Origin of the sequence: Arthrobacter sp. ZGTC131 (genome assembly GCF_002929275.1) — a bacterium.
Lineage (GTDB): Bacteria > Actinomycetota > Actinomycetes > Actinomycetales > Micrococcaceae > Arthrobacter.
Map to the genome: position 1 here is coordinate 12,737 of NZ_PJIK01000011.1, position 24,224 is coordinate 36,960.

General features: G+C 60.5%; 25 protein-coding genes and 2 pseudogenes. 14 read left to right on the top strand and 13 right to left on the bottom strand.

What is annotated here, in order from left to right; all coding sequences use genetic code 11:
• The first annotated feature begins 8 nt into the window (after window positions 1-8).
• From CXQ90_RS14235 to CXQ90_RS14250, 4 genes are read left to right on the top strand one after another with little or no spacing between them, the layout of a single operon-like run.
• Entirely contained in the window at window positions 9-266 is a 258-nt protein-coding gene (locus CXQ90_RS14235) for a hypothetical protein (protein ID WP_258064539.1), read from the top strand.
• Window positions 267-288: 22 nt separating this feature from the next.
• Window positions 289-540, top strand: coding sequence for a hypothetical protein (locus tag CXQ90_RS14240; RefSeq protein WP_104140035.1), 252 nt, complete (start codon window positions 289-291; stop codon window positions 538-540).
• Window positions 537-986 carry a hypothetical protein gene (locus CXQ90_RS14245; protein WP_104140036.1) on the top strand — a complete coding sequence of 150 codons (450 nt, stop codon included), beginning with the start codon at window positions 537-539 and terminating at the stop codon, window positions 984-986. Before CXQ90_RS14240 ends, CXQ90_RS14245 begins: the two co-directional genes overlap by 4 nt.
• The gene (locus tag CXQ90_RS14250) at window positions 983-1,285 is read left to right on the top strand and encodes a hypothetical protein (protein ID WP_181038570.1); all 303 of its coding nucleotides are present in this window, start codon (window positions 983-985) and stop codon (window positions 1,283-1,285) included. Before CXQ90_RS14245 ends, CXQ90_RS14250 begins: the two co-directional genes overlap by 4 nt.
• 859 nt (window positions 1,286-2,144) lie before the next feature.
• Here the strand turns inward: CXQ90_RS14250 and CXQ90_RS14255 are convergent.
• The 3 genes and pseudogenes from CXQ90_RS14255 to CXQ90_RS22985 form a co-directional block, all read right to left on the bottom strand.
• Window positions 2,145-2,852, bottom strand: a complete 708-nt coding sequence (locus CXQ90_RS14255) for a bacterial transcriptional activator domain-containing protein (protein ID WP_104140039.1) — start codon at window positions 2,850-2,852, stop codon at window positions 2,145-2,147.
• Between the two features lie 718 nt (window positions 2,853-3,570).
• Window positions 3,571-4,245, bottom strand: coding sequence for a hypothetical protein (locus CXQ90_RS14265; RefSeq protein WP_146068902.1), 675 nt, complete (start codon window positions 4,243-4,245; stop codon window positions 3,571-3,573).
• Window positions 4,246-4,796: 551 nt separating this feature from the next.
• A pseudogene (locus CXQ90_RS22985) lies at window positions 4,797-5,078 on the bottom strand (transposase); the annotation flags it as partial.
• 890 nt (window positions 5,079-5,968) lie between these two features.
• Between CXQ90_RS22985 and CXQ90_RS14275 the strand changes: the two are divergent.
• Both CXQ90_RS14275 and CXQ90_RS14280 read left to right on the top strand, forming a co-directional pair.
• Window positions 5,969-7,714, top strand: coding sequence for a hypothetical protein (locus CXQ90_RS14275; protein WP_146068903.1), 1,746 nt, complete (start codon window positions 5,969-5,971; stop codon window positions 7,712-7,714).
• 6 nt (window positions 7,715-7,720) lie between these two features.
• On the top strand, window positions 7,721-8,083 hold the full coding sequence (locus CXQ90_RS14280) for a hypothetical protein (protein ID WP_104140046.1): 363 nt from the start codon (window positions 7,721-7,723) through the stop codon (window positions 8,081-8,083).
• Between the two features lie 308 nt (window positions 8,084-8,391).
• Here CXQ90_RS14280 and CXQ90_RS14285 read toward each other — a convergent pair whose 3' ends face one another.
• A complete protein-coding gene (locus CXQ90_RS14285) occupies window positions 8,392-8,589 on the bottom strand; it encodes a hypothetical protein (protein WP_104140048.1) in 198 nt (65 codons plus the stop codon).
• On the opposite strand from CXQ90_RS14285, the gene CXQ90_RS23215 reads away from it, so the two are divergent.
• Window positions 8,582-8,770: a TIR domain-containing protein gene (locus CXQ90_RS23215; protein WP_104140049.1), complete on the top strand. Its 189-nt coding sequence runs from the start codon at window positions 8,582-8,584 to the stop codon at window positions 8,768-8,770. The two genes, CXQ90_RS14285 and CXQ90_RS23215, sit on opposite strands and share 8 nt — an antisense overlap.
• A gap of 1,165 nt (window positions 8,771-9,935) precedes the next feature.
• Here the strand turns inward: CXQ90_RS23215 and CXQ90_RS14295 are convergent.
• The 5 genes from CXQ90_RS14295 to CXQ90_RS14315 all read right to left on the bottom strand — a co-directional run bounded on the left by CXQ90_RS14295 (window position 9,936) and on the right by CXQ90_RS14315 (window position 13,354).
• Window positions 9,936-10,358, bottom strand: a complete 423-nt coding sequence (locus tag CXQ90_RS14295) for a hypothetical protein (protein WP_146068904.1) — start codon at window positions 10,356-10,358, stop codon at window positions 9,936-9,938.
• Window positions 10,316-11,002: a hypothetical protein gene (locus tag CXQ90_RS14300; RefSeq protein ID WP_146068905.1), complete on the bottom strand. Its 687-nt coding sequence runs from the start codon at window positions 11,000-11,002 to the stop codon at window positions 10,316-10,318. The genes CXQ90_RS14295 and CXQ90_RS14300 overlap by 43 nt, the downstream gene beginning before the upstream one ends.
• A gap of 8 nt (window positions 11,003-11,010) precedes the next feature.
• The gene (locus CXQ90_RS14305; protein ID WP_104140054.1) at window positions 11,011-12,504 is read right to left on the bottom strand and encodes a DUF692 family multinuclear iron-containing protein; all 1,494 of its coding nucleotides are present in this window, start codon (window positions 12,502-12,504) and stop codon (window positions 11,011-11,013) included.
• The gene (locus CXQ90_RS14310) at window positions 12,501-12,728 is read right to left on the bottom strand and encodes a hypothetical protein (protein ID WP_104140055.1); all 228 of its coding nucleotides are present in this window, start codon (window positions 12,726-12,728) and stop codon (window positions 12,501-12,503) included. The genes CXQ90_RS14305 and CXQ90_RS14310 overlap by 4 nt, the downstream gene beginning before the upstream one ends.
• 419 nt (window positions 12,729-13,147) lie before the next feature.
• Complete coding sequence (locus tag CXQ90_RS14315; RefSeq protein ID WP_104140057.1) at window positions 13,148-13,354, bottom strand: hypothetical protein; 207 nt, start codon at window positions 13,352-13,354, stop codon at window positions 13,148-13,150.
• Window positions 13,355-13,384: 30 nt separating this feature from the next.
• On the opposite strand from CXQ90_RS14315, the gene CXQ90_RS14320 reads away from it, so the two are divergent.
• From CXQ90_RS14320 to CXQ90_RS14335, 4 genes are all read left to right on the top strand, one after another.
• Window positions 13,385-13,777, top strand: coding sequence for an alpha amylase C-terminal domain-containing protein (locus tag CXQ90_RS14320; RefSeq protein ID WP_181038573.1), 393 nt, complete (start codon window positions 13,385-13,387; stop codon window positions 13,775-13,777).
• A gap of 182 nt (window positions 13,778-13,959) precedes the next feature.
• The gene (locus CXQ90_RS22670; protein ID WP_219816688.1) at window positions 13,960-14,142 is read left to right on the top strand and encodes a GrpB family protein; all 183 of its coding nucleotides are present in this window, start codon (window positions 13,960-13,962) and stop codon (window positions 14,140-14,142) included.
• Window positions 14,143-15,342: 1,200 nt separating this feature from the next.
• Window positions 15,343-15,900: a hypothetical protein gene (locus CXQ90_RS22145; protein WP_146068906.1), complete on the top strand. Its 558-nt coding sequence runs from the start codon at window positions 15,343-15,345 to the stop codon at window positions 15,898-15,900.
• A gap of 630 nt (window positions 15,901-16,530) precedes the next feature.
• Complete coding sequence (locus tag CXQ90_RS14335) at window positions 16,531-17,403, top strand: hypothetical protein (RefSeq protein ID WP_181038574.1); 873 nt, start codon at window positions 16,531-16,533, stop codon at window positions 17,401-17,403.
• A gap of 1,224 nt (window positions 17,404-18,627) precedes the next feature.
• On the opposite strand, the gene CXQ90_RS14340 is transcribed toward CXQ90_RS14335, so the two are convergent.
• The gene (locus CXQ90_RS14340) at window positions 18,628-18,846 is read right to left on the bottom strand and encodes a Fic family protein (protein WP_258064540.1); all 219 of its coding nucleotides are present in this window, start codon (window positions 18,844-18,846) and stop codon (window positions 18,628-18,630) included.
• A 26-nt stretch (window positions 18,847-18,872) separates the two neighbouring features.
• Here CXQ90_RS14340 and CXQ90_RS23220 point away from each other — a divergent pair.
• Window positions 18,873-19,542, top strand: a pseudogene (locus CXQ90_RS23220) (alpha/beta hydrolase fold domain-containing protein).
• Here the strand turns inward: CXQ90_RS23220 and CXQ90_RS14350 are convergent.
• Window positions 19,497-20,123, bottom strand: a complete 627-nt coding sequence (locus tag CXQ90_RS14350; RefSeq protein WP_104140063.1) for a TetR/AcrR family transcriptional regulator — start codon at window positions 20,121-20,123, stop codon at window positions 19,497-19,499. The pseudogene CXQ90_RS23220 and the gene CXQ90_RS14350 overlap by 46 nt on opposite strands.
• Before the next feature lie 153 nt (window positions 20,124-20,276).
• Between CXQ90_RS14350 and CXQ90_RS14355 the strand changes: the two genes are divergently transcribed.
• On the top strand, window positions 20,277-21,353 hold the full coding sequence (locus tag CXQ90_RS14355) for an alkene reductase (protein ID WP_104140064.1): 1,077 nt from the start codon (window positions 20,277-20,279) through the stop codon (window positions 21,351-21,353).
• 125 nt (window positions 21,354-21,478) lie between these two features.
• On the top strand, window positions 21,479-22,198 hold the full coding sequence (locus CXQ90_RS14360; RefSeq protein ID WP_104140066.1) for an SDR family oxidoreductase: 720 nt from the start codon (window positions 21,479-21,481) through the stop codon (window positions 22,196-22,198).
• A gap of 202 nt (window positions 22,199-22,400) precedes the next feature.
• On the opposite strand, the gene CXQ90_RS14365 is transcribed toward CXQ90_RS14360, so the two are convergent.
• Window positions 22,401-23,231 carry an enoyl-CoA hydratase/isomerase family protein gene (locus CXQ90_RS14365; protein WP_104140068.1) on the bottom strand — a complete coding sequence of 277 codons (831 nt, stop codon included), beginning with the start codon at window positions 23,229-23,231 and terminating at the stop codon, window positions 22,401-22,403.
• 52 nt (window positions 23,232-23,283) lie between these two features.
• Window positions 23,284-24,150, bottom strand: a complete 867-nt coding sequence (locus CXQ90_RS14370; protein ID WP_104140069.1) for an alpha/beta fold hydrolase — start codon at window positions 24,148-24,150, stop codon at window positions 23,284-23,286.
• Window positions 24,151-24,224: the final 74 nt, after the last annotated feature.

The window sequence follows — 24,224 nt, forward strand, 5'->3', positions numbered from 1 at the left end:
TGGAGAGCATGATCCTCCTGACCCTGATCGCGGCCACGGCCATCATCTCGTCGCAGCTCACCACGTACTTCACGAGCCGCCGGGAGGTTGAGGATGCTCCCGGTTTCGGCGCTCTCGCCCCCGTTTGGCGCGAGGGGTACGTCCAGGGCGTCGCTGACCAGGAATACGCCACCATGGCCGATTTCAGCCATGACGGCTACGGCAGGGTTGGGCCTAATCGGGCAAACCCCTACCCCGGCAGCGAGAAGGAGTCCCTCAAGGCTTGACCTCACTCCCCGCCGCTCAATCATGGTCCAGGGCATCAATTCCGGGCAGACTCTCGCCCACGGCCGCGGCGGCAAGCACTGGACCGCCCTTGCCGACGCAGACACCAAAGATATGGTCCGCCACGGCATCACCGATGAGCCCCTCGTGGGGCTGGAAGTGCAGTGCCGACGGACTAAGCAGACCGGGCGTATACGCATCCCCTTGGACAGGACCGTGCGCATCGTGAAGGAAGCCGGACCCATCGCCGCGCAGCGGGAAAGGGCGTCCCCATGATTCGCCACAACCCGGAGTACATGCTTGCCGACGGATCGCCGCGCTACTGCATCCGCACCGCCGGCGCTGGGCCCGCTCACGTCACCACCATTCCAAGCCTCGTCCGGGTCGGGCAGACGGCGGACGCCGCGGCCCTGCTTGACGCTGCCGAACTGAAGCTGGCCGTGCAGCACCGCTTCGTCCTCGACCGGGTCAACCACGCTGACGCCGAAATTATCTCCGGGCTGCGGGAAGATCACCCCGAACAGCTCAAGGAAGCAAAGGCAATCGTCGCCAAGCGACTGGGCTCCCCGTCGCTGTGGCTGCGCGGCGCGAAGACTGCCTACACCGAGGCAGTCATCGATGAGGCCCAGATGGACGGCACTCTTGTGAACCAGCTGGTTGCGTCCCTTAAGTCCATCGGCCCCTCCGCTGCATCACTGCGATCGTGGCCGGTCTTGTGGTGACAGATGCCCCGCCCCTGCCTTCGCTGGCCATCGTCATCGGCATGATCCTGGCGAGGCGCCACATCCAGCGGAAGTTGAGCCGGACGATGGACCCCGGAAGCCTGCCGACGCGGACTGACCGGGAGGACGCCCGATCCCTTTGGGAGGACCTCGTGAACGCCACCCTGGTGGCCGTTCTGCAGCGCAAGGGAATCCCGCTCGACCAGGCCACAACTAAGGTCGCCCTCCGCGGCTGGAACCACACGTGCTACGTCACTTCCGTTGCCCAGGAACTGCGCACCGACCACGCGCAGCCGTAACAGTGCGGCGTTTACGCCGACGTCACGAGGCATGTGTTGCTTTACCCCTCGCGCCCCGCTCATCCGCTGTGGCAAATGGTTTCGATGAGCGAAGCCTTGCGCGACGCCTGTCGGCAAAGACGGACGCCTTTTGCCACAGGCCGTTATGCCGAAGCGGTTAACCGCAACGATGCATCCTACGAGGCAACTAGCAATTTGTATCCCCGGCAAATCATTTTCCAGGCGGCAATCTTGAGCAAACCTTATGCAAACGTTGGCGGATTCCTGATTCGTGTGCAGCAGGATCAACGTAGCCGACTTCTGCCGGCTCTCGGGCCATCTTTTGGCAGAACGCCACAAGTCGCTATCTGCAGACAGCCGAGGCGGACCCGAGCAATGGGGAGTCCGCGACTTTCCAGCATGTGGGTAATCGCGGACTGAGAGTAAGGTGAAATGCCATGACAAGCGATGATCGTCCGTCAGGAATCTCCGAGCATGACGGAGCAGGCTCGGCGATTCCGCCCATGGGCACGCTAGTCATCCGGACATGGTACGAGCCGGGTCAGGTGCCCGCTTTCCGCGCCAGGTTAACTTATAGCCGGGGTCCGGACGGTGAACCCAACACGGTCTCCACTGCCGATCCCGACGAGGCCTTGAGTATCGTGCGTCATTGGCTCTTTGCCCAGCCTGGCTCCCCGGGCGAAGTGACGTGAGCATCCGGAGCTTAGAAGCAGCATTGCCGGAACCAGCCGCGGAACTCCCCAAGCGTTATCGTCGTCGACCGCTGAGGATTGGCTTATGGCTATGACCCCGACCCGCTGCGCGTCTACGGCTCGGGCGGCCTTGGAAACGTGTCTTTCATTCCGCTTCAGTTGCGCTGTCACCGAACGTCCGCAACAAGTCTTCGAATCACTTCCGACGGAGCAATCCCCATATCCGCCTTAAGCTGCGCTTCATACTTCTCGAAGACCCGAAGTGCAGACGCGTTGTTACCCTGCTGTCGCTCAGCCTGAATTATGAGTCCAACCGCTCTTTCGTAGAGCGGTTCAAGTTCCAGTACTGCCTCGGAGGCTTCCAATGCGACCTCGTAGTCGCAGCGCGCCAGCGACTCGCGGGCTATGACGAGCAGGGCGTGTAGACGGTCCTGCCTAAGCCTGGTCTGTTCAAAGATGACCCAGTCGTCGTACCAGCCGGGTAGCAGATCTGCATGACGTAACTCGTGAAGGCAGGAAGCAGCGTTGCCGTTGAGCCCGACTTGGCACAGTTGCCGAATTTGCGATCGGACGCGGTGAAGGTCAACGTCCGCCAGTTCGCTGAGTGAAAGCACGGCCCCGCCGTTGATTAACAGGCCCGGCACCTGTCTAGTGACGAGATGCACGCTCACACGCAGGCTTTCCATGGCTCGCGGCTCGGAATGCTCCGGCCAAAGTAGCCCGACCAGATAGCTCCGGGGGCGCGGACCGTTTATCGCCAGCGCCGTAATCAGCCGTTGTTGGCGCGGTGCGACGTAAACGATATTGGCGCCCCAAAGAAGTTGCCATGACTGAAACAGGCTTAACTGAAAATCCCCATAGTCACCGTTGCCCATGGATACCCCCAAAGCCAGTTGCTCTAGAGATCCGGGATAGATCTACGAACGAGGATCCGGAGTTTCGTGAAGGATGTCAATGATCAACGTCATCTGGCGGTTTGGCATCATTGGGAGTTCGGCAACAATTGTCGCCTACACCTCTGAACTTACGGTCAAGACTTGGTCTGTGCTCGTCGGAATCCAGCGGTTAGCGGTCCCTGTAGACCAATGGGCCACTCACCAAAGCAGTCTGCCCACCGACTTTCGGCACTCCGGCTGGCGCACATGTTTCTACACAAGAATATTGATGAGTAGCGCGGACTAGAGGACCAATGGTTCTTCGAATAGCTTCAGCGGGCGGCGCGATGGCCGCGTGTGCCAGTTGAAGGCCCACAATAGTCAAGAGGGCTACTCTTCCGACGGCGCGTTGCAGCCCTTCGGCAAGGCTGGCTACGGGCGGCCATCGATGAGGCATGCGGGGATGCACGTGCGGACGGCGTCACTTGGGTCCCCGAGCGTTTTCGAACTAATTCAGCTTGCCAAAGGCTTGCACTTTCACGGAACCAATATCACGAAGCCCGAGGGTGGAACCTCTATCTGGATAGCCAGCCCGTTCCTGGCCTGAGCCGCAGTCTGGACCCCCGTTTTGGCCTCATCGGTAGAGAAGACATACCGATACTTATCCCCGGCGGAGTGCAGGCCGGCATCAATCGTCACCCAGACTGACCGGGCTTGGTCACAGTCGGTGTTGATCGCGCATACGGCCTCCCGGGTCTGACATGATCCGGCTCCAGGCGATGATCGATGTCATCCGCCCTGCGCCTATGCGTTGGGGATACCAGAAGGAATCCCTGTCCTCGGAGATCGGTCGCAAGTACTGGCGGCCGCGACTCAACGCGAAGTCCTGCCCCCGAATGGCCAGTATCCGGGCCAGGGCTTTGTAAGTGGGGTTGTTCCGACTGAAACATTGCCGGTCCTTGCTGCGGAAAGGCCCGAATCTTCCGCCGAACATCGCTTCGCGCAGGTAGCGGTCGTTGTCTCCGGAGCCGTCAAAGCACTGCTCGCTTCCGTAATATATGCACGGAATGCCGAGCGTAGTTGCGTTCAGCGCGAGGGCGGCGAGTTCGAGAGTCGGTCCCTCCGGGTCGGCCGCGAAGTGCCGCTTTCCGTGCCAGCGCTGGGCATGGTCGTGGTCGTCATAGGAGGTGACGACATTGCCGCGGAACCACGCGTGGCTCTCCTTCTCGACCTGAATCGAATTGGCGAAAAGGCTGAAGTATTCGTTGGGATCGGTCCAACCCTTGACCGAAGACTCAAGCTTGTCCTGTAGGTGATCCAAACCAAGAGCGGCATCCAGGCCCGTGGTGCCTTCGACAAAAACAGCGCCGATGAAGTCACTCGCGTCTGCCAAGACACGCTCGCTGATGTCTCCGCGGGAGCACGAGTCCTCTACTGGGGGCAGTCCGGCGCCTCGGATGCCAAGGGTGCGGTCACAGCTCAAGCCGACGTCGAGGTACGGAAGGACGAGTTCCCGTTCGTCTGCGCTCACGTCATCCTCACAGACCCCTCGGCTTCGCCATCGGCAACGCCGGCACCTGCGCCAGGCGCGAGCTCAGTGCCATGCCCATCTTCGACTCCTGTGCCGGAGTCCACGAACACGCCTTCCGCTACAGCTGGGACCCCGCCACTCAAACCCCAGGCGCAGGCGACCAGCCTCTCGCCATCCATGTCAGCAGCGACGCAATCAGACGCAACGGGCGAGTGCCGGCAGGTAGCGCCCGCGCCAATCCCCACCCGCGCAGGTGACCGGTTCTCTTCGGTATTCGTGGACCTTAGAAATGCACCAGCAACATCGAGCCCCACGCCTTCCGCCATTCAGTAACAACCGAAAAAACAGACGCTTCGAACGGCAGTCAGAGACTCAAAATGCAGTTATCATCTCAGTCCGCTACCCATTCCCATTCAGATATCGGCCCGCGCAGTATCAAATGCTCGTTTTGAGGCCATTTGCAGATGAGCATGATGGCTGCTTGATCCGGTACGGGCGTGGCCGCCGGCTGCGAGTAGGCATCTGAGTCGGCAGTCGGTGATGTTCCGGAAGCTGCAGGCGAATCTGCGGGTGGTTTCGATGACCCCGTTGATGGCTTCGGTGGGTCCGTTGGAAGCGCCGTTGGTGTCGAGGTAGGCCAGGATGGCGGCATTCCGGGCCCGCAGGCTCCCGCCGAGCCGGGCAACTTCCCAAAGAAGAATGTCAGATTGAACCCGAGGACCCCGCCCGCAGATGTCAATCAATTGTGCAACCGAGTCGGAAGCCGGGACAGGGAAGTAAAGCCCGTGGGAACGCCTTCCGACACCGTGCAGCGCTGCAATAACGTCCCTGTAACGGCGGCAGACTATCTTCGTTGTCAGTGTGGCGCTGAAGCGCCAGAACCGAAAGGAGAGCAAGCAATGCCTGAAAACGACGAAGCTTTTATGCGGGCGAATGCCGAGGCGAATGAGGCTTTCGGTACCCTCCTGAAGATTGTGGACGAGAGGGCGGCCAAGGGGGAAGCGCAGCTGTCCGTCCTCGAAGTCGCCCGCGCGGCTGGCTTTGAGGTTGATGACAGAGTCCTCGCCGACCTGCAGCTGCCTGAGTTCGTCCCCGTGCATCCGTTCCTGCGGCCGGAGACTTACTTCCCTTGGCGACCGTTGTGGTGCTGGTGGTGGCGCAGGTATCCGTGGTACCGGTGCTGCCCGTACTGGTGGTACCGCTGTCACTGGTGGGCCGGCTGATCTGCAGCCTGAGGAGCGGTGTGCGAGTACACCATGGGCCCGGACCATGCAGCTCCGGGCGGCGGCAGCCAGGGTGATTCGCTTGGATTTACATGCGGGCTCGTCGCACTCGGTACCTCAAGACGTTGGCCCCGGGCGAACCATCGTCTCATCCGCATGGACCGATGGAAGGCACAGCCCCTTCGGTCTGAGTCGCAGCGGTGGGAGGCGGAAAACACCATTCCGGCCGCTGATTCACAACCGTATTTATTCGGGAGCTCGCTGGCATCGGTAGAACCGATTGACCTACAGGGAGGAAGGGGACGCTCGTGGGTGCATGCCAGGAAGTACGCACGTGGATAACAAGCAAAGTGCTTGTCCCGGTGACCCAATTCATCACCGAGGCGCGGGAGAAATGTGAAGAAGTTCGGCGATGGGTAGAGGAAAAGATCAGCCGCCCAGTCGATGAGTGGGTCTCCCGGCAGGAACGAAGCTGCAGGGAGCTGCCTTGGTGGAACCCGCTGCGATGGTTCTGTGAGATCGTCACGATCCTGGTCAAGATCGTGGTATGGGTCGTCGTGACGGTCGGCAAATGGGTCGTCACCCTCGTCTGCCAGATCGTCACCATTGTGGTTGGCATCATCGTGACGATGGTTCTACGCCTCATCGCCTGGCTGGTGTCGTTTTTTGTTTGTCTCTTTACCGAGCCTCTGGAGGCGCTGAAATCTTTCCGTGACCTCTGGACGATTGTTCTGGACACGGTAGAGGACGTCTTCGGCCTTGTGACAGTGCTACTTGACGATGTCATCGGCATCCTGGAGGACATCGAGCATTTGCTAGACACCCTTGCCACCTCTTTGGGCTGGCTTGGAGTGATCTTGGGTATCCTCAAGGGGATCGTTCGCTTTGCCCGTGATCTGATCGACATCGTCAAGGATGTCGTCGTGGGAGCTAAGGACATCGTGCTCGGCATATTCGGATTCAGCCTCTGCCGTTTGTTGCGCGGCCTTACCAACCTGGGCACGTCAGCTGCACGTGCGCTGTTGGACACCGGATTTGCGCCGGTTGCACTGTTGTTCGGAGCCGTGCCGCTCGCCGCGGTGCTGCTCGCCATCAGAATCATTGGCGCCGCCGCCGCCGGCGTGCGGGACACTGTTGACTTGCGGCGTCTCCAGCAGATCATCACCGACAACGTCAACTCCGCGTTAGGCGAGGGCAGCGTCCGTGCGCTCCGCGCCATACGGACCATCGGCATCGGCGCGAATCCCATGGGGCTACCGTTCACGGTAGCTGCCCGCCGGCTCTTCATCAGTTCCGATGACCGGGAATTGAACCTCCAACAAATGCACACAGACGGGATCATCAACCTGTATGCCCTGGCAGGCAAATGGTCGGACTGCAACGGAGATATCAATGAACCTGAAGGTGAGGTCGTCTACGCGGGGAGTGACTTGAAAGTGAGCTATGCGGATCTGCAAACCTTTCTGGCGAAAGGCCCAGGATCGATTCCGGAATTCCACGTCTTTGCGATTACCCGCGCTAGATTCCGGTCGCATCTCGAAACCGCACAGCGCAAAGCCCTCGCGCTTGGAGTCCAGCTGTTCCTTCCAACCGTGGGAACCCTGCGGGCGTCTTCACCTGAGCATGTGCCACTCAACGCGGGTGAAGAAGACCCACCGGGCGACACGGTGCAGCAAGTGCTTTTCAGTGCCATCGGAAGAACAGGTAAAAACGATGACCTATCAATCATTCCCGCCATCAGCCACTTCCACTATGTTCTCAGCTCCCAAGGCAAGGAACACTTCGGTTTGACCTCCTGGTTCAGACCCTCCAGCGAGGACGAGCGGATCAGCGGTGTCACGTATCGAAACCGGACGCCGGACTGGGTGTTTCGCTGGGTTCTCATTCACGAACTGGGGCACTATCTGGGCCTAAACCACAGGAATCGCGCGGAAGGAGACCGCAGCCTGGACGAGATCATGTTTGCGCCCTCAACCGGTATCGGGCTGAGAGCATCTGCGGTTTTCGAATTTCTTCTGCTGGGCGGCGAACCCCGCTTCCCGCTCGACGACGCGCGCACTGTCTGGCAGTGGATCACTACCGATGGCGCGCAGTCATTGCTGCCGTAAGGGATCATGAATACCGTCATCCGAAGTCAGTCAGAACTGCAGGCGCTGAGACGGCGCCACCTCCGGCGAGGGCTCAGGGAAATCACCCTTGATCTCCCCGGAAACCGGGGGGAAATTCGCCGCGCTGAGAGGACCATCAACCATAGTCTGCGGGCCTGTGGGTGCGGCACGGGGGCCGTCTTCATGGTTGCCGGGCTGGCGACAACCGGTCTGGTCCATTGGCTTGGACCGCCCTTTTATGCCGTTTTCTCTGTGCAGAACCTAGCGGCCACATTCGCGTTCTTGATGGCCACCACATTCGCGGGAAAGATGACAGGTCTCGCCATTGCCGACTGGAAACTGCGGGCGGCAATTGAACGGTTAAGCTAAACGCGCAACCGCGTCTTCGAGAATGCCTTTGAATGAAGCGAAGCCCGTGCTGTGCTTGCACGCCCCTTTTTTACCTAACCGAAGCGGTACTACTGTCCCGAGGCGGGGTGCGGGCAGGCTCATTGATCCGTTGCTGAAAAGGCTCCGCTTGATACCGGTGATGTACATGAACTGGACAGTAATCATTGGGGTTCCCATCGTCGTTGATTCTGCGGTGCCCCAGCCTCGAGGCACTAGGTTGCTCCGTTCTCGTCAGGGCTGTCAATGCACTCCCGGTGATTCGGGTGAGGGAGTCGCTGCGTTCCGCATTACATGAGGGGCATGAGCCATACACCTGACCCCCGCGGCACGGCATCTCCACCATCGACTACTGCGCGCTGCTCCCCCGCCGTCGCTACTCCCACGAGGCACGCGGGCTCGTCCTGCTGATGCCGCGCACCGGCCTGACCGTTGTTCCCTTCAACGACCACAAGAACGGCTAGGACGTCGTGGTCATCCATGGCCACGGCGACTCCTACCCGGTCGGCAGAGGAAAGACGGAAATTGAAGAAAAAACCTCGTGGTCGCCAGAATGTGGTCTTCGAAATGGGTTTCTTTTTCGGAGCGCCCGGGCGCGGACACGTTGCCGTACTCTTGGACGAAGACGTCGAAGAACCTGGAGACATCAAGGGGCTCGTTTACGTGTAGTGGGCCCTGTGTTCCGAGATGTGGAACCTGCATCGAGCGGGTTAAATATGCCTTCGGCATCGGTTCTCGACGTGGCTTCAGCCATCGCTTGTTGCGTAGACGAAGGCGCACGGCGAGTCCCGCAACTGCTGATGACCATCGAATTGAAGCGCTTACGGTACATAGTTGCAAGAACCGCTGGGCCGCAAGAATCCCGCATCCCTGCAGCCGGCGCATGCTCACCCGAAGAGGCGTCGCGGATCGCTAGGGATACGAGGCGTCTCGATTGACATGGGGCAGGTTGTTCGCGGCGCTGTGTTCCTACTACTCCGCGTACGATCTTGTGGCCCGCTACAACGCAGTAGTCACTGCTATTGGTGCAGACGACTCTTGAATAAATGCACGGCAGTGCACAGGACTGCTGACAACCCAATGTCAACAGTCCTGTGCACCTGCGCCGTCCGGCCGCTTGAACTGGTGCAGATGACTCCTAAGAATGACAGTAAGCACGAGTGAAGGGAGCTTTCCTGCGACACTGGAGGTTACGCCGCATGAGCTGTGAGGTACGGTTCAGCTCTCTGCCCGGCGTGTGGCTAACGCCCGTAGGGCCAAGGTTTCTCTTGTGCGCCACCCGAGACTCTCTGCGACAGTGAGAAATCGTTCAAGGTGGTGAACGGATGGGCTGGAGTCCAGGATTGCCGTTGCCATGTGCTCAAGGAGAACCCGCTGGTCGGTGTGACGCTGCCTGTTCATTATGAAGTCGACGGTTTTTTCGAGTGCGCCGTCGAGCACTTGATAGTGCGCTGGTTTGAGCGCCGCTCTCGTCGGTCCCAATAATCACCATCACCTCGGCCATGGCGCCGCCTCCCATGATAGTAGGAACACCGTACTCCTCTGACGCAACGTCGACCAGAGTTGAATTACTTCCGCTTCCCGGGCGGTGCCACGCCCTTATTTTCCTCGTAACCACCGTTCTGCAGTTCCTGGTGGTGCTGACCAGCACCACCAGGACAGGCCACTGCCCAGTCGAAGTAAGCGCATCCCTGTATTGAACAAATTAACAGCCGACAGTTTTCGAAAAGCCCGGGTTTCAAGGGGCCAGAAACAACGACACAGACCTACGTCCAGGGCTTTGGTCCCGGAGCCTGCCGAAACCCTCATTGACTATTTGGAGACGCCACTGAGGCTAGCGGGCCTCAGAGGCGCAACAAAGTACTCCGACGATTACCACTGCCCAGAACAACCCGCCTCCCTTGGCTTGGAAATCAGACTCCGTTAGGCCCATGTCTGCCGACAGTCGGCGGACCTCCGCTCCGTCTCCTGAGAGGACGGCCTGGACAATCGAACGCACTCCCTCGGGATTGTCGCGGAGCAGCGCACTGATAATCTCCAGGTCAACGTGTGCCTTACTGATTCCACTGTCTGGTAATTCAAATGGAAACGCGATGCGGCCATATTGCCCAACTGTCAGATCCAGCTCACCACTTGGATTCTTGATGCCGCCAATCCTGACGTCAATATACGGCTGTGAGCCCGGCATTTTTTTTCCTCTCAAAGGTTGACATATCAGAAATATAAAACGTTTTGTGATGAAATCCGATTCTTCCATCCGAAGACGGAGAGGCTGTTGATTCGAAAGGCTCCTGTTGGGATCCAGAGATTGGAACCGGCTAGGTTGGGAAAATCCCACAGGAAAACATGATCGGCGCTGACGTAGGAATCAATGCTGGAGACACGATTGTCGGCACTTATCCACCCCCAAAAGAGGAAGCCACAGGCGAACTTTCTGCTGTAATTAAAGGTCAGTCCCTCCCACTCTAAAATGCGCCAGGAGCAGCCATCGAGATCATCATTGGCATACAATTCGAAAAATCCCTGCCCTGGTGGAGGGCCAGCAGTCAGAGCTTGAGAGACGCTGTGAATTTCACTTTGACGCACTCGGGGCTGGTCGTTGATAGGGGCCTCGCGGGATTCCACGTATGCTGCTGCATCCCGCCGGCTGCTGAAGATGTGCAGCATCTTCCCTGCCTGGGCGTCTCCATCGACCACGGTCGTCAGGGGCTGGCCACGTAGGTCGTACACGGAGCGCGGGTCGACCTGCTGCTCGTCGATCATGGTAGGCATGCCCGGTGGCTTGTGGTCATTGATGTTGAGCTGCGGCGTCGAGGCACTGACTCCGGCGTGCATCAGGGGTGTATCTGATAGCCATGTCGTAAAACTTAGCCAGGCTTCTCGGGCGGATGACGCATTCATGTTGCTCCTTACATATCGTTGCTTGTCAATCTTCCCGATGCATGACGAGCCAACGGATCGAACGGTGGAGAAACAGTCACTTGGAAATTGCCGGGTATAAGTCTCGACGGCAGGTGTCCTTGACGCAGAGCCGAAAGTAATAGGTTGGGATCTACCGAAAAGACCACGGACTGGGGCTCGCCGGTCATGACTGCCCGATGAGCGGCCAGCTCGAAGCTGGTCAACTCGTGGAGGTACATGATTTCCTTTCCCGCAGGGCTTCCGTTGATATGAGCTACGAAGTTGAGCGCCTCGTTGGATGCCATCTCTTCTGACGGGACGGCGTCCCAGAAGTCTTCAAGGACGTCTTGTAGCCGTTCCTCCCCGAGGGTGAGAAGGAGTAGGCGCGTCGTCAGTGTCAGGGTGTCAGCGACCTTGCCTGCCCTCACTGCCCTGACAAGCGCGTGTACGACACCGATGCCCGGATCTGCCTGTAGATCTGCCGCCAGTTCGGTCGCCGGTTCGTGGCTGCCGGTCATGGCGGTTCTGACTGCTTCTTCCCAAACATGGGGCGACGGAAGCATGGAGTCGCCCTCTATATTTTCCTTAGTCTGGACCGCAAGGCTTTTTTCAGCGTGGCGTCCTCGCAGTTCCCACAGGTCGCGAAGCTCCCAGAACTGGTCCACGAGCTGACTTTTCGAGATACCGTTGGCGACTACGTACTGCGGCATCACCTCATAAATGATTGCCTTCAGGTTTGGGAGTTGCGGCACGACTCGTCGAGCGAGATCCATCAGGGCCGCGGGGACCAGGTCTGAGTGGGCATCCACCCAGTACCCGTTATAGTCCTGGCCGCCGGCAAGATGTAGCTCTATGACCCGCTCGAGCGGCAGCTCCTCGATAAGATCGAGCACCTTCTGGCGGCCATTGCGCTCGTTGGCCCAGACGTTGTGCAGGTCAAGCAGGATGCCGCAGTCAGCTGCTTCTGCCACCGCCGCAAAGTAGGCCCCGTCAGACAGCTCACCGTCCAAGGACCTTAGATAGCTGACACCTGTCTCGAAGGCAAAAGGTACGGGGAGGCGTGCCTTCAGGGCTGTGATGTTCGCGACGGCGACTGAGACACCTTGCGGACTCTGCAGCGGGGGGAGGAGGAATCCCATGTCCACGTCGACTCCGTTGTTGGGGACCCGGCTGAAGCTCAGGTGTTCGCTGGCCCATGGAGCGCCGAGCACGTTGACGGACTCAACGAAGGCTGCAACCTGCCCAGGATGCGGCGCTACCGTGCCGCCAACCGGGAATCCTACTCCATGGATCAGTTTCGGCTGTAGCAGTTGGCGAAAGTGATCGAATGCCCGGGGATCCAGTTCGTAGGCCCCGCTGCTCGACCGAGGCGGAAACCAGAAAGGCTGAGGCTCGATTTCGAGAACGTCAATCGGCGACTCCCCGAGGTCGAGCAACCCCTCCAGGCTTGGCCAGTAAATGAAGCCAATGCCCAGCTCGGGCAGGCTTTCCAAAGCATTCACTCCAGAAGGCCAGCCGGCTGAACTTGAAGATCCGTATCAACGACGAACCTTCGTGCAATATCAAAGCGTATGTCAAAGCCCGAGCAGCAGGCAGAACATCCAAGGCGGCCGAGGATTTCTTTCTGCACCGTCTGGATGCGGTCTAGGTTAAATGCAACCTCTGCCGGAACGGTAACGTGGACGGTTCGCGCCGAAAACTCGTTTGTGAGGTCTTTCTCAGGCATGACAATCCCTTTTTGTAGTTTCCTTTTATAAAGCGTCTCTACCGCGAGCCTTTATCACTCGCTGTCGTCACTGTAGCCATCGGGCGTTACAAGAGCGTTACTGCGGCCGTGTGGACCACAGGTCCTTGTGGTAATCAACCACGGCGCAGATCCCTAATCGTCAACGACTAATCGTCACCGACGTAAGCCTCCCCGGAAGGCACTGATCCAGCTCTATCGGATCATGGCGGCGCTGTGCACAGCACCGGGGACAGCAGCCACGCGAAGACGGCGACGAGGATGACCGCGACTCCGGGGATACGTAACACTGACGGGATACTCACTCGCCGTTCAGAGGTGTTCCCCTCCAGGTCGGGCACTTCCATGACGTTCAGCCAGCTCGCCGGGTCCCTCGCCAGGACAGGGGATTCACGGATCGCTTACCACGAGTCCCACGATGAGGCCGGAAATTCCGACCTGACCTTGCGCACGATCCGGGTGGCCGTCAACGACGCCGTCCTGTTCGGGCCGACCCGGGACACTGCGGAGGCGCGGGCCAGGCTGGCCGCCGGAATCAGCATGTTGTCGGCTGGCACGCCGATGTTTTTGATGGGCGAGGAGGCCGGGGCGAAGGAACCTTTCAACACAACAAGATCCTGCAGGGCCGGGAAGACATCTTGGCCGAACGCGATCAGTTTGGAGCGAACCTCTTCCGCTACTACCAGGACCTGATCAGGCTCCGCCGTTCCGGCACGGGCTTCCGATCACGAAACATCGACATCATCCACACCTCCGATGACTCCAGGGTCATCGTCTTCACACGGAACGACGGGGCCACACGTGGGATGGTGATCGCGTCCCTGAATAACCGGCCGTTTGATGCTGGCTACATCATCCAGAGCTCGCCGGACCGCCTGAGCCCGGGAGTGTGGCAAGAGGTCTTCAACAGCGACTCAACGTTCTATGGTGGATCGGACCTGGGGAACTTCGGTGCCGCGCTGCCCAGCCAAGACGGACGGATCGAGGTGCGCTTGCCGGCGAACGCTTTGGTCGTGCGGAGCAGGATGTGACGCCGGAAATTCTTTTCGTGCGGCGGTCTTGACCGCCCCATTCGGGCTCGTGAAAACACAGCGGCCGGGCAGTACCCCAGGGGTACGGGCCACCGGCTTGGCCATCGCCAGGGAGGGCACTCGGAGTTCCGCCGGCAGGAGCTCAGACACATGCGTCACGATACTCCCCGCGGATCCGTCGCGTGATCAGAGGCCCTGCGTGGCCCCAACGCTTCGAAGCTCTAGCCCAGACGATTAGGGACGCAGTGGGTGAGAAGGCGGTGTCGGTCGAGCACATTGGGTCCACGGCAGTTCCGGGCCTAGCTACCAAGCCCATCCTCGACCTCCTGCTCACGGTTATGGACGTTGAGGATGAGGCGGCATAGTCCCGGCCCTGGAAGACGTCGGGTTTGTCCTGCGAGTCCCAAAGTGGCGGCCGACCAGGAGTGCTCCCGGCCTGCTTCGCGAAGGACGCCTGTCCGGTTGGGGCATACCCCAACCTGTGTCATTTTTCGAACCCGCCTGCACAACCGGCATTCTGTATCGAAGTCGCCTGCACCCGCTGGGAGCGCGCGCGTCTGACCGTCTCCCTGTCCGCCCACACTGATCGACGCCGCCGATCTCGCCTATCCCAACCGCGGGGCGATGGACAGCCCGCTGTCGGGCACGACCATGGTCATCTAGAGAACCGAGGCCGCCCTGCCGCTGCCCTCCCCCTCTCCAGGCCGGGCTATCTTCCCGGTATGCCGGATCCAGGATGCACCCACCGGTATAGCCTGCTGCAAGTAGATCAGGAGTGGCGCAGGTGATCCGGTCCAACTGGAGTTCCCGCCGGCACAAACAACACGGAAGGCAGATTTCACACCCCGACTCCCTGCCGGACGGAGGCGCCAGCTTGGGATATACGCCACCCGACCTCAGGAAATGCCCCTATTCGTGACTGCACGGAATGTCCGAAGTGCTCTACACTCGCCGGCGCTTCCTTATGCGTAAGCTGAACGCTGAGCGGTCGCCTTCGGAAAGTGGGGCTGGTGCCGTCAGCGGCGGCGCTGTCACTTTTTCGGGCGCTCTTACCCGGGCCCTTCCGTCGCGTCTCCTTCTGGCAGGCCGAGTACCCTGACTATTCTGAGGACAGCCGCTCGGCATGGCGTAAGCGCGGGTCCGCCAAAGGGCGCCAGAATCTCTCGATGACCAGCTCCGCGCGGGGGCGCATTGGTTCGGCCGGCGTCTCTCCTTCCGAGATTCTCGGTTCGCCCACAGTCGGACGTTCCTCACCTATTTCCGTGCGGCCGACTCAGTCCCTGAGAGATGTGGCTGGTCCAAGGCACGGTATTCGCATTGATGGCGTGGGCAACGGTCGGCAACGATGCTATGACTAGTGTCTGCACAAGCAATGTATGAGCACCGCGCGTCTCGACCAATCTGATTCACCCCCTGTAACGCTCAGGTAACGCCGGGCCTTGTTCACTATGTAGTGCCGCCACTGCCGCAATAGCACGGCGCCATTACAGAGCTAGCGAAAGCATGCGAACGAACTGCGCTGCTACGACTTACACGTCGAAGCGAAGCGGTCTTAGGAGTGGACAATGACTATCAATGAGGGTTTAGCGGACGACCGTGAGTCGAGCAGGGCTAGCGCAGCGGTGTCTGCCGCAGTCAAAGTATCTGGGATCGACCGTGCAGACGTGGACGAAAGGACTGAACCCGAATTCGCCTTTGCATTGTGGTGGAATACTACGATCCAGTGGGTGATGAACGGCACGACGGGAACACTTCTCGTGCTGAACCAAGAGACACAAGATTCCCTGCGTCTCGGCCCGGGCGGGAGGGGGCTGGTTAGATGGTACCTTCCTTGGTGCAACACATACGATGAAGTGGCGAGCAAATCGATTACATTTAGAGCTCTAGCTCCCGGACAAACCGGTATGGGTGTTCGTCTCTTCTCGATATTCCAGGACTATAGAAGCGAAACGGCCATGTGGTTGCCGTCTGGTGTTACAGACTTTGCCATGCGGGCACCTATCGAGGTTGTCGCCAGCTCCGGAAATTTTCTCCCCTCGGCCGTGGTCATTAACTTGAGGCCCACAGTATTACCTACAGGGCAAATTGTTCCTGTTGCGGACAATGTAGTTCCCAGAATTTAGAGGCCGACGTTTTTAGATTACGTCAGCGGCCTGCGGCAAAAACATCACAAATTGCCTTGGCGGAAAAGGCGGGGTTCATGGCCTGTCGTGAGGTATCTACGTGGATTACTGAGAATGTTGTGCTCATGCCCGTAGAGCAGGTTGTTACCGAGGCGCGCGAGGCTTGTGAGAACGTGGCGACTTGGGTTGAGGAGGAGGTGCGGCAGCCCGTCGAAGAATGGATCAGTACGACTGAGCGCAGATGCCGAGTTCCTCCGCGAGCTGCACAACTCAAACGTCCTGGATTTATATGTCATAGCTGGCCGGTTCACCAATTGCCGCGGCAAAGCGGTCTGGGAACAGTCCGAGGGTGAGGTCGCCTACACCGGCACTCGGACCACTGTTACGAAAACCGACCTGGATTACTTCCTCGAGTTCGGCCCTACGGCGGTTCCGTCGTTCACGGTGTACCCCATCAGCCGGGATGTGTTTCTCAACCGCCGTGGATACCTGATCTGAGCCTCGGCCCACGGAATGCGTTCAAATTGGAGGTACCCGACGCAACATCAAGGCGGCGTGTCGGACCACGCCGTTCATCTCGAACTGTGACAGACGACAAGGGCGCTACTGGTACGCGGTCCAGTTGCTTGCGTGCCTCTGGCGGAGAACGGAGGAGCGATGTGGGGCTGGGTCAAGAAGGTTGGTAGGGCCGTCGCAAAAGGTGTGCGCGGCATCGTTCGAGGAGTCAGTGAAGTATTCTCTGCAGTCAGTTGGTTCATACATCGCCTGATCGGGATTCCGGAACTGATTGCCAGCCTTGCCGGTATACGGATTACCAAAAAGCTTCGCTTGAAGGTTGTGATCCTTCCAGACGCGTCCGGGAGCCCGCTCGCCACCACCGCCGCCGTGGAGGAAGTCGTCGACGAAGCGAAGCGAGTGTTCTATCGGAACAGAATGAAGGTGCGCATCATCCCGCCAGTCGACGAAGAGACCATTGTTTCTCACTTCGCCGGATCGGTTCCAGATTACGTGCGTCGCCCGCAGTGCGGTCCTCCGGGGTGGGCCGAGCGGTACAAGGGCAAGGGTCGCTGGTATGCAAGGCATAGCGCTCCATACTCCGGTCGCGGTACCGCAACCGTATTCGTCGTCGACGATGTACACGAAGGGCCCGAGGACAAAAACGGCTGCTTCCTCGGATTGGTGGATTACGGATATATCGACAGTGGCGCGTTGCGACCGCCGGCGATGCCGACCCCGGTGCCCGTTCCCGTGGTCACCGCGACCGGATCGGGTGCGGGCGCAAGTGCCGTGAGCGTGCTAACAGCAGCGGTTAAAGCGTTCACACCTGGCGTCAAGATGACGCTGGCGCACGAGCTGGGACACGCGTGCGATCTGCTTCATCGCACCAAAGGCGGCAAGACACCTGGAAACCTCATGCGACCTGGTAAGGACGAACGGACCCACCACCTGACTGATTGGCAGATCGCATGGGTGCGTTCCAGCCACCGTGTGCGGTATTTCTGATTCTGATAATGCAGACACGGTGCGGCTGTCGCACGTACGTCAGATCGACCGTATCCGACGATGTTGCGCGACGACGGCTTGACCGGCGCTCGAGTTCTGCCTCCGACTGAATGAGATGCTGAGCAGGGAGTTGCCGCCAAACCACACGGCGCACTGTCCCTTGCGTGGACACTCGGCCACGGAGTATCCCGTTACTACCTCGTTGCGGCCGGAGGCGTAGCGCGGCCGGCTGAGCAGCCCTTCCTGGCGTGCTCGCCTGATGATTCAGTCTCGTCGATTGAAGCTGCCACGTAGGTCCGCACCTTCCGCCGAGGAATACATCTGGGCATGACCGCGGCTTGAGCGGGCGACAGGGGAACCCGGCGGCGTAGGAGCCACGCGCCGGGTCCCCTTCGAACTCGAGCCGGCCGGACGGCCAGCGCAGCCATCCAACAGGCTGGCAATGAACAGATACGAACGAGCAGCCAGGCAGCAGGTACCTCACTTCGGCAACAACGCGGTAAAAAATCCACAGCGCCATGTAGTAGTCGCCGCAGGTAACCATGAACAGGTGTCGACGGAAAAACCGTCGAGCCAGGGAAGAAAGGCGCTGCGCATCATGGGCTACATGCAGGACGACGTTAGCTCCCCGTCCGGCACGGTAACCCGTGTCAGACCGATCGTGGGAGCCCGGCGGCACCGATCCCCTGGAGATTGGGCACGAGTCATGTCGCCCTCCCCGGACCCACCATGAATAAGCAGAACAGCCACCAAAAGCCGAGCAGGAAGTACCAGGTGAACACCCAACGATGCAATAAAGAAACTCGCACCGAATTTTTCCCAGGTCATGTTGGCCGATCCATGAGCGTCCATGAACTGGCAACGAACGACAAACCGTCGCTCCAAGCAAGGGAGGAGGCCGCCGGCCACAGCACCGGCCACCAATGAAAAAGGCCCCCGAAGGGGCCCCTTCACAACACAATATGTGCACACTCAGAGCCAACAAGCCCCTGAGCAGGGAAAACACCTGCCCGAGGTGGGACTCGAACCGCATTCCAACCCTTGCAAATACTGGGAACTCCCGAAAACATACGCAATCCGAGCCAGTCAAACCGATGTACGACCAAGTCCGAAGCCAAAAGTGTGGACATTGTCCACACTTTCTTTTTTCGCCTCGAAGTACCTCCGAACTGCAGGCAAACGCACGGCTATCGTCTGACCAAGTGGGCCGCAATCGTCCCCGCGCTAAGCTCCAGCGAGACGTCGCTGGCCGCCACCCCCAACGACGAGATTGAACGCCGCATGAGTGCTGACGTCATGCCGGTAGCCCTTGATCCAGAGCATCAGAACCATCAGCGTCCACGCGGTACGTTTGCTGCCGTCGATCAGCGGGTGAAACCGCGCAACCGACTCCATGAGAGCCGCCGCCTTCATCGCTAACTGCGGATAGGATTCCACCCCCATCGCGGGTCGTTTCCGTGGACGCTGACGTGTCAGTACACGTCTTCCGGCCGGCTTCGACCCGGCCCCGGACTCCGGCGCTGCTGTGGATCCACGGCGGCGGAATGCTGCTCGGCGACGCGTCGCAGGCCAGCCGCTTCTGCCGCCGGATCGCCGATCAGCTCAACACGTCGTCGTCTCGGTGGAACCGGCTCGCACCCGAACACCCGTTCCCGACGCCGCTGGGAGACTGCTACACCGCGCTGCAATGGCTCGCCCGACACCGATCCCGCACGCATCACCGTCGGCGGCGCCAGCGCCGGCGGCGGTCTGGCCGCCGCACTGGCGCTACTGGCGAAGGAACGCGGCAAGATCCGTCTGGTCCTGCAACTGCTGTCCTACCCGATGCTGGACGACCGGACCACCACCCGCACCGATATCGACCCGCGGCGGCTACGCATCGGGAGCCCGGGCAGCAACCGGTTCGGCTGGCGTGCCTACCTCGGCGGACGAGATCGCCGGTCAAGTCGGATTCGCCGGAGGCACATCGCTACGGGAACACTTGAACGCCGCCATCGGCGTCTCGCCGCTCGCCTACCGGGGCACTTTCCGTGGCGACCCGTCCTCGGCATTGAGGACCACAGCCCCTGCCGCTATGTGAACAACCGCAACAGTCAATCAGCCGGTGGGTGTGTTCCACCTCTGCGCAAGAGAACGTAGACCTGCTCGGAGATCTCAGAGAGGATCTCGTCAACGGACCTGGAGATGTTAATGGTTGCCGCCATGCTGAGAAACATGATCGCGGACACGACATGCGCCAGCCTGGCAGCGTTCCGAGGCTCAACGCGGGGGTCACGCGTCAGTACCTCGGCAATCATCTGCTCGGTCTGAACGGTCAGGGCCAGGGCGTCACGGTGGTGAGGTTCTTCGGGGTCCCCAAACACGATTTCTCGAAGGTAGGTCCGGCCGTTGTCGATCTGCTTGCGGTTGCACTCCACCACCGGGCGAACGATCGCCATCACCGCATCAAACACATCCGGGATCGCCTCGGCCGCCGTTCTGCCCGCAACCAGCGCGTCGGCGTAGCCGGAGTTCTGAACGAGCAGGAGCAACTCCCCCTTGGACTTGGCGTACAAGAACAAAGTCCCCGCGCCAATGTCAGCCTTATCGGCGATCTGCTGAGTCGTCACTTCATCGACACCATGTTCAGCAAAGAGCTCTGCAGCAGCAGCCGTGATGCGGTCAAGCTTGGCCTGCTTGTTCCGCTCACGCCGTCCGACTGATTGAGGGGCGACCGACATTACGTGTCCTCCGGGGAATAGACTCTGACCATGCTCAGTTATGAGCATAGTCACTACCGTGTGGGCTCAGTAGATTCTATTGTCCCACAGCGGCCGAAAGGGGGCCCATCGGGGTGGCCGCTAATGCCCTATCAAATGCAAAGGACCACTCTCATGACCTTGTCCTCTCTCTGGCAACCGTTCACTCTCGGACGCCTAGACCTGCCGCACCGACTTGCGCTGGCACCAATGACGCGAAGTCGTGCCGACCTGGATGGCACCCTGGGTGACCTGGCCGCTGAGTACTACGGGCAGCGCGCTTCCCTGGGATTGATCATTACCGAGGGCACGCAGCCGTCGGAGGATGGGCAGGGCTACATGAATACGCCCGGGATCTACACCCCTGAGCACATCGAGGGCTGGCGAAAGATCACCAATGCAGTGCACGCAGGTGGTGGAGCGGTGTTCATCCAGCTGATGCATGTGGGCCGGATGTCTCACCCGGACAATACTCCACATCACCGTCAGCCTGTGGCCCCCTCGGCGATCTCCGCGGACCAGGAAATATTCACGCCGACCGGTCCGCAAATAACGCCGACGCCACGCGAGCTGAGCGCTGAGGATATCCAGGCCACCATCGCCGATTTCCGTCACGCCGCAGCGTCGGCCATCGCAGCCGGCGCCGATGGAGTCGAAATCCATGGCGCAAATGGCTACCTGTTGCACCAGTTCATCTCCCCTAATGCCAACCACCGCACCGACTCCTACGGCGGGTCCGTGGAGAATCGGTCCCGGTTCGTGATCGAGCTCGCGCAGGCTTTGGCCGACGAAATCGGAGCGGACAGAGTTGGTATCCGCCTCTCCCCTGCCATGCCGCTGGGCGGAATTGACGAAGGCGACACCCAGAGTGTCCGTGCTCAGTACCGGCACCTTGTAGGAGAGCTCGCCACCCTGAACCTGGCCTACCTGCATCTTCACCACGTTGGCGACGACGAACTGCTCCGCTCACTCAGGGACATCTGGCCGTCGGCGCTGCTTGTGCTCCGCTACGGGCGAACCCGAGAGCAGATCGCCGGTGACATCGATGCCGGCCTTGCTGACATTGCCCCGCTGGGCCGTTTCGCGCTGGCCAACCCCGACGTCGTCGAGCGGCTGCGTGCGAACGCCCCGCTCAACGAAATGGACCCCACAACCCTCTACGGCGGCGGCGCAGTCGGGTATACCGATTACCCAGCCCTTGCGCACGCCTGATCAGGTGCCCTTAAACCGTCTGCTCTGACTCCCCTGGGAGCCAGAGCAGACGGCAATTCTTATCCATCTACAGCAGCCGCGCTGACCTGTACGGATGTATATCCCATGACAAGAAAGTTCGTGAAATGCCCTCACTTAATGGAGCAGTCGTCCTCGTTACCGGAGCAAACGGCGGGATCGGGACCCACTTCGTCCACGACGCACTCGCCCGCGGCGCCAGCAAGGTCTACGCCACGGCCCGCACCCCCCGCGTCTGGGAGGACGAACGCATCGTTCCGCTCACCCTCGACGTCACCGACCCCGCTTCCATCCAGGCAGCCGTCGAGGCAGCCGGCGATGTCACGATGCTGATCAACAATGCCGGAGCTAACGTGCCGAGCCCGGGCATCCTCACCCACACCGATGAGGAAATCCGCACCAATGTCGAGACGAACTTCCTCGGCCCGCTGTTCCTCGCCCGCGCGTTCGCACCAATCCTCTCGGCCAGAGATGAGTCGGTGATCATCGACATCCACTCCGCACTGAGCTGGTACGCCGTCGCAGGCATCTACAGCGCCACCAAGGCCGCCCTCTGGTCGGCCACCAACTCACTGCGCCTGGAACTCGCCCCCGAAGGAGTCCACGTGGTGGGCGTGCACGTCGGGTGGGTTGACACGGCCATGGCCGCGCACTCTACCGATCCCAAAACGGACCCGGCCGACCTCGTATGCACCGTGTTGGACGCCGTTGAAGCCGGCGAGTACGAGGTTCTCGCGGACGAGACATCCGTGCAGCTCAAGGCCGGACTCAGCGCCCCCATCGAGGCCTTATACCCACAGTTACAGGGCACGAAGTTCGGGAGCTAGCCATGACAGCCACCCGGCAGCTCGCGCTCGTAACCGGTGCTTCCGCAGGCATCGGCAGGCATCGGCAAAGCCACGGCGATCGCACTCGCCGCCTTGGTGTCAAGCAGTAGACGGCGCGGACGCATCATCATCTGCTAGCTGGCGTGGAATGCATGAGGGCCGCAGCAAGAGCTGCGGCCCTCACTCGTGTGGCTGGCTGGTGTCAGGGTTGCTGGTTGGCGATGCCGATGTATTCGCCGAGTCGGTATTCGAGGTCGATGCCGGTCTGCTCTGCAAGCGCCTGGGTTCCTGCGGCGCGAGTGAGGAATCCAGGCAGGGTGAGGGAGTGCGCGAACTCGCCGTAGGCGGCGACGAGGTCCGCGTCCGGTGGTAGTGAAGCCCTGTTGATCATGGCCTTGGCCGATGCCAGGGAGGTGCGGTCGAAGGACGCGAGCCGAGCGACGATGGCGTCGACGTAGGAATCCAGTTCGGCGTCGGGCAAGGCGCGGGTGATCCAGCCCCATTGCTCGGCGGTGGATGCGTCGTAGTCGGCGCTGGTGAGGATGACCTCCAGTGCCCGGTCACGACCGATGGTTCGCGGAAGCCGCTCTGTGCCGCCACCGCCGGGCAGCAGACCACTGCCGACCTCGGGCTGACCGAAGATCGCCTTCTCGCGGCTGGCGTAGCGCAGGTCGAACGCGAGTGCGAGTTCATTGCCCCCGCCACGGGTGCGGCCTCTGATGGTTGCGACGGTGATGTAGGGGGCCTTGGAAAGCTTAAGGACCAGGTCGGTCCACACCGGTACTGCTCCCTCGCCTTCGGGGGCGGGAAAGTCTGCCGCCGCGGCGAGATCGAAGTGGTTGTAGAAGAAGTCGGGCACACTGCTGTCGAACACGACGACCTGGACATCGGGATCGGCCGCCAACTCGTCGACGATCCCGGTGAGACGGAGGACGGTCTCGCCGACGATGAGGTTCACGGGCGGGTTCGCGAAAGTGATCTTCGCGACCTGTGGTGAGGTGCGTTCGTAGTGGATGGTGCTCTGCTTGGTCATGTTCTGCTCCAGACGAGCGATCGATATCGCAATAGGTAGGTTTCGGTGTCGGTCAGGGGGCGAGGAAGTCGACGGCGACGGGGGCGAACTTCTCGTGGTACTGGAAGATGCCGCCGTGCCCGGAGTCGGGGTAGATGATCAGTTCGGATCCCGCGATGCGGCGGTGCATATCCTCGGAGAGGATGGAGGGCACCATGCGGTCGTTGTCGCCGTTGGCGATCAGGGTGGGCTGGGTGATCTTGGACAGGTCGGCGGGCGCCGAGCGGCCCCATTTCTTGATCGCCTTCAGCTGGGTTAGGAAGGCCTTCACGCTGACCGGGGCGTCGCGGTCGGCGGTGCGCTCCTCGAGCCGTTTTACGAATGCTTTCGCGGCGGGCTTGCCCGCCGCGTCGCGGTTGAAGAAGAGGAATTCCTTGGCGTCGGACCGGGTCAGGGCGGCGCGAAGGATGTCGTAGTAGGTGGTTCCGGCGACCTTGTCGATGTCCTTGCCACCGGCGGGGCCGGTACCGGTCAGGACGAGCTTGCGGACGAGCTCCGGGTGCTTGGCAATCAGGGCCTGGGCAACCATGCCGCCGAGGGAGAAGGAGAAGATGTCGATCTTCTCGTGTCCGAGGGCTTTGATGAACGTGTAGGCGTCATCGGCCATCGCCTCGATGCTGTCGGGCACCTGGCCGGTGGAAGCCCCGACACCTTGGTTGTCGAAGGTGATGACGTGATGGTTTTTTGCGATGGGGTCGATGATGCGGGGCTCCCAGTTGTCCAGGTTCGCGGCGAGGTGGACGAAGAAGATGACGGGGATCCCGCCCGTGGGTCCCAGCTCGCGGTAGGCGTAGCTGACGCCGCCGGCGCTGATGGTCCGGGCCGGGGCTTTGGCATAGGAGGTGATGACGGGTTCATTCAAGGTGTCGTGCTTATTCATGATGGTTCTCCTGTGAAGTGAGTTGCTGAGGTGAGTCGTTGATCGTTTGGTGAAGATGGGGCGTGGTTCCACTG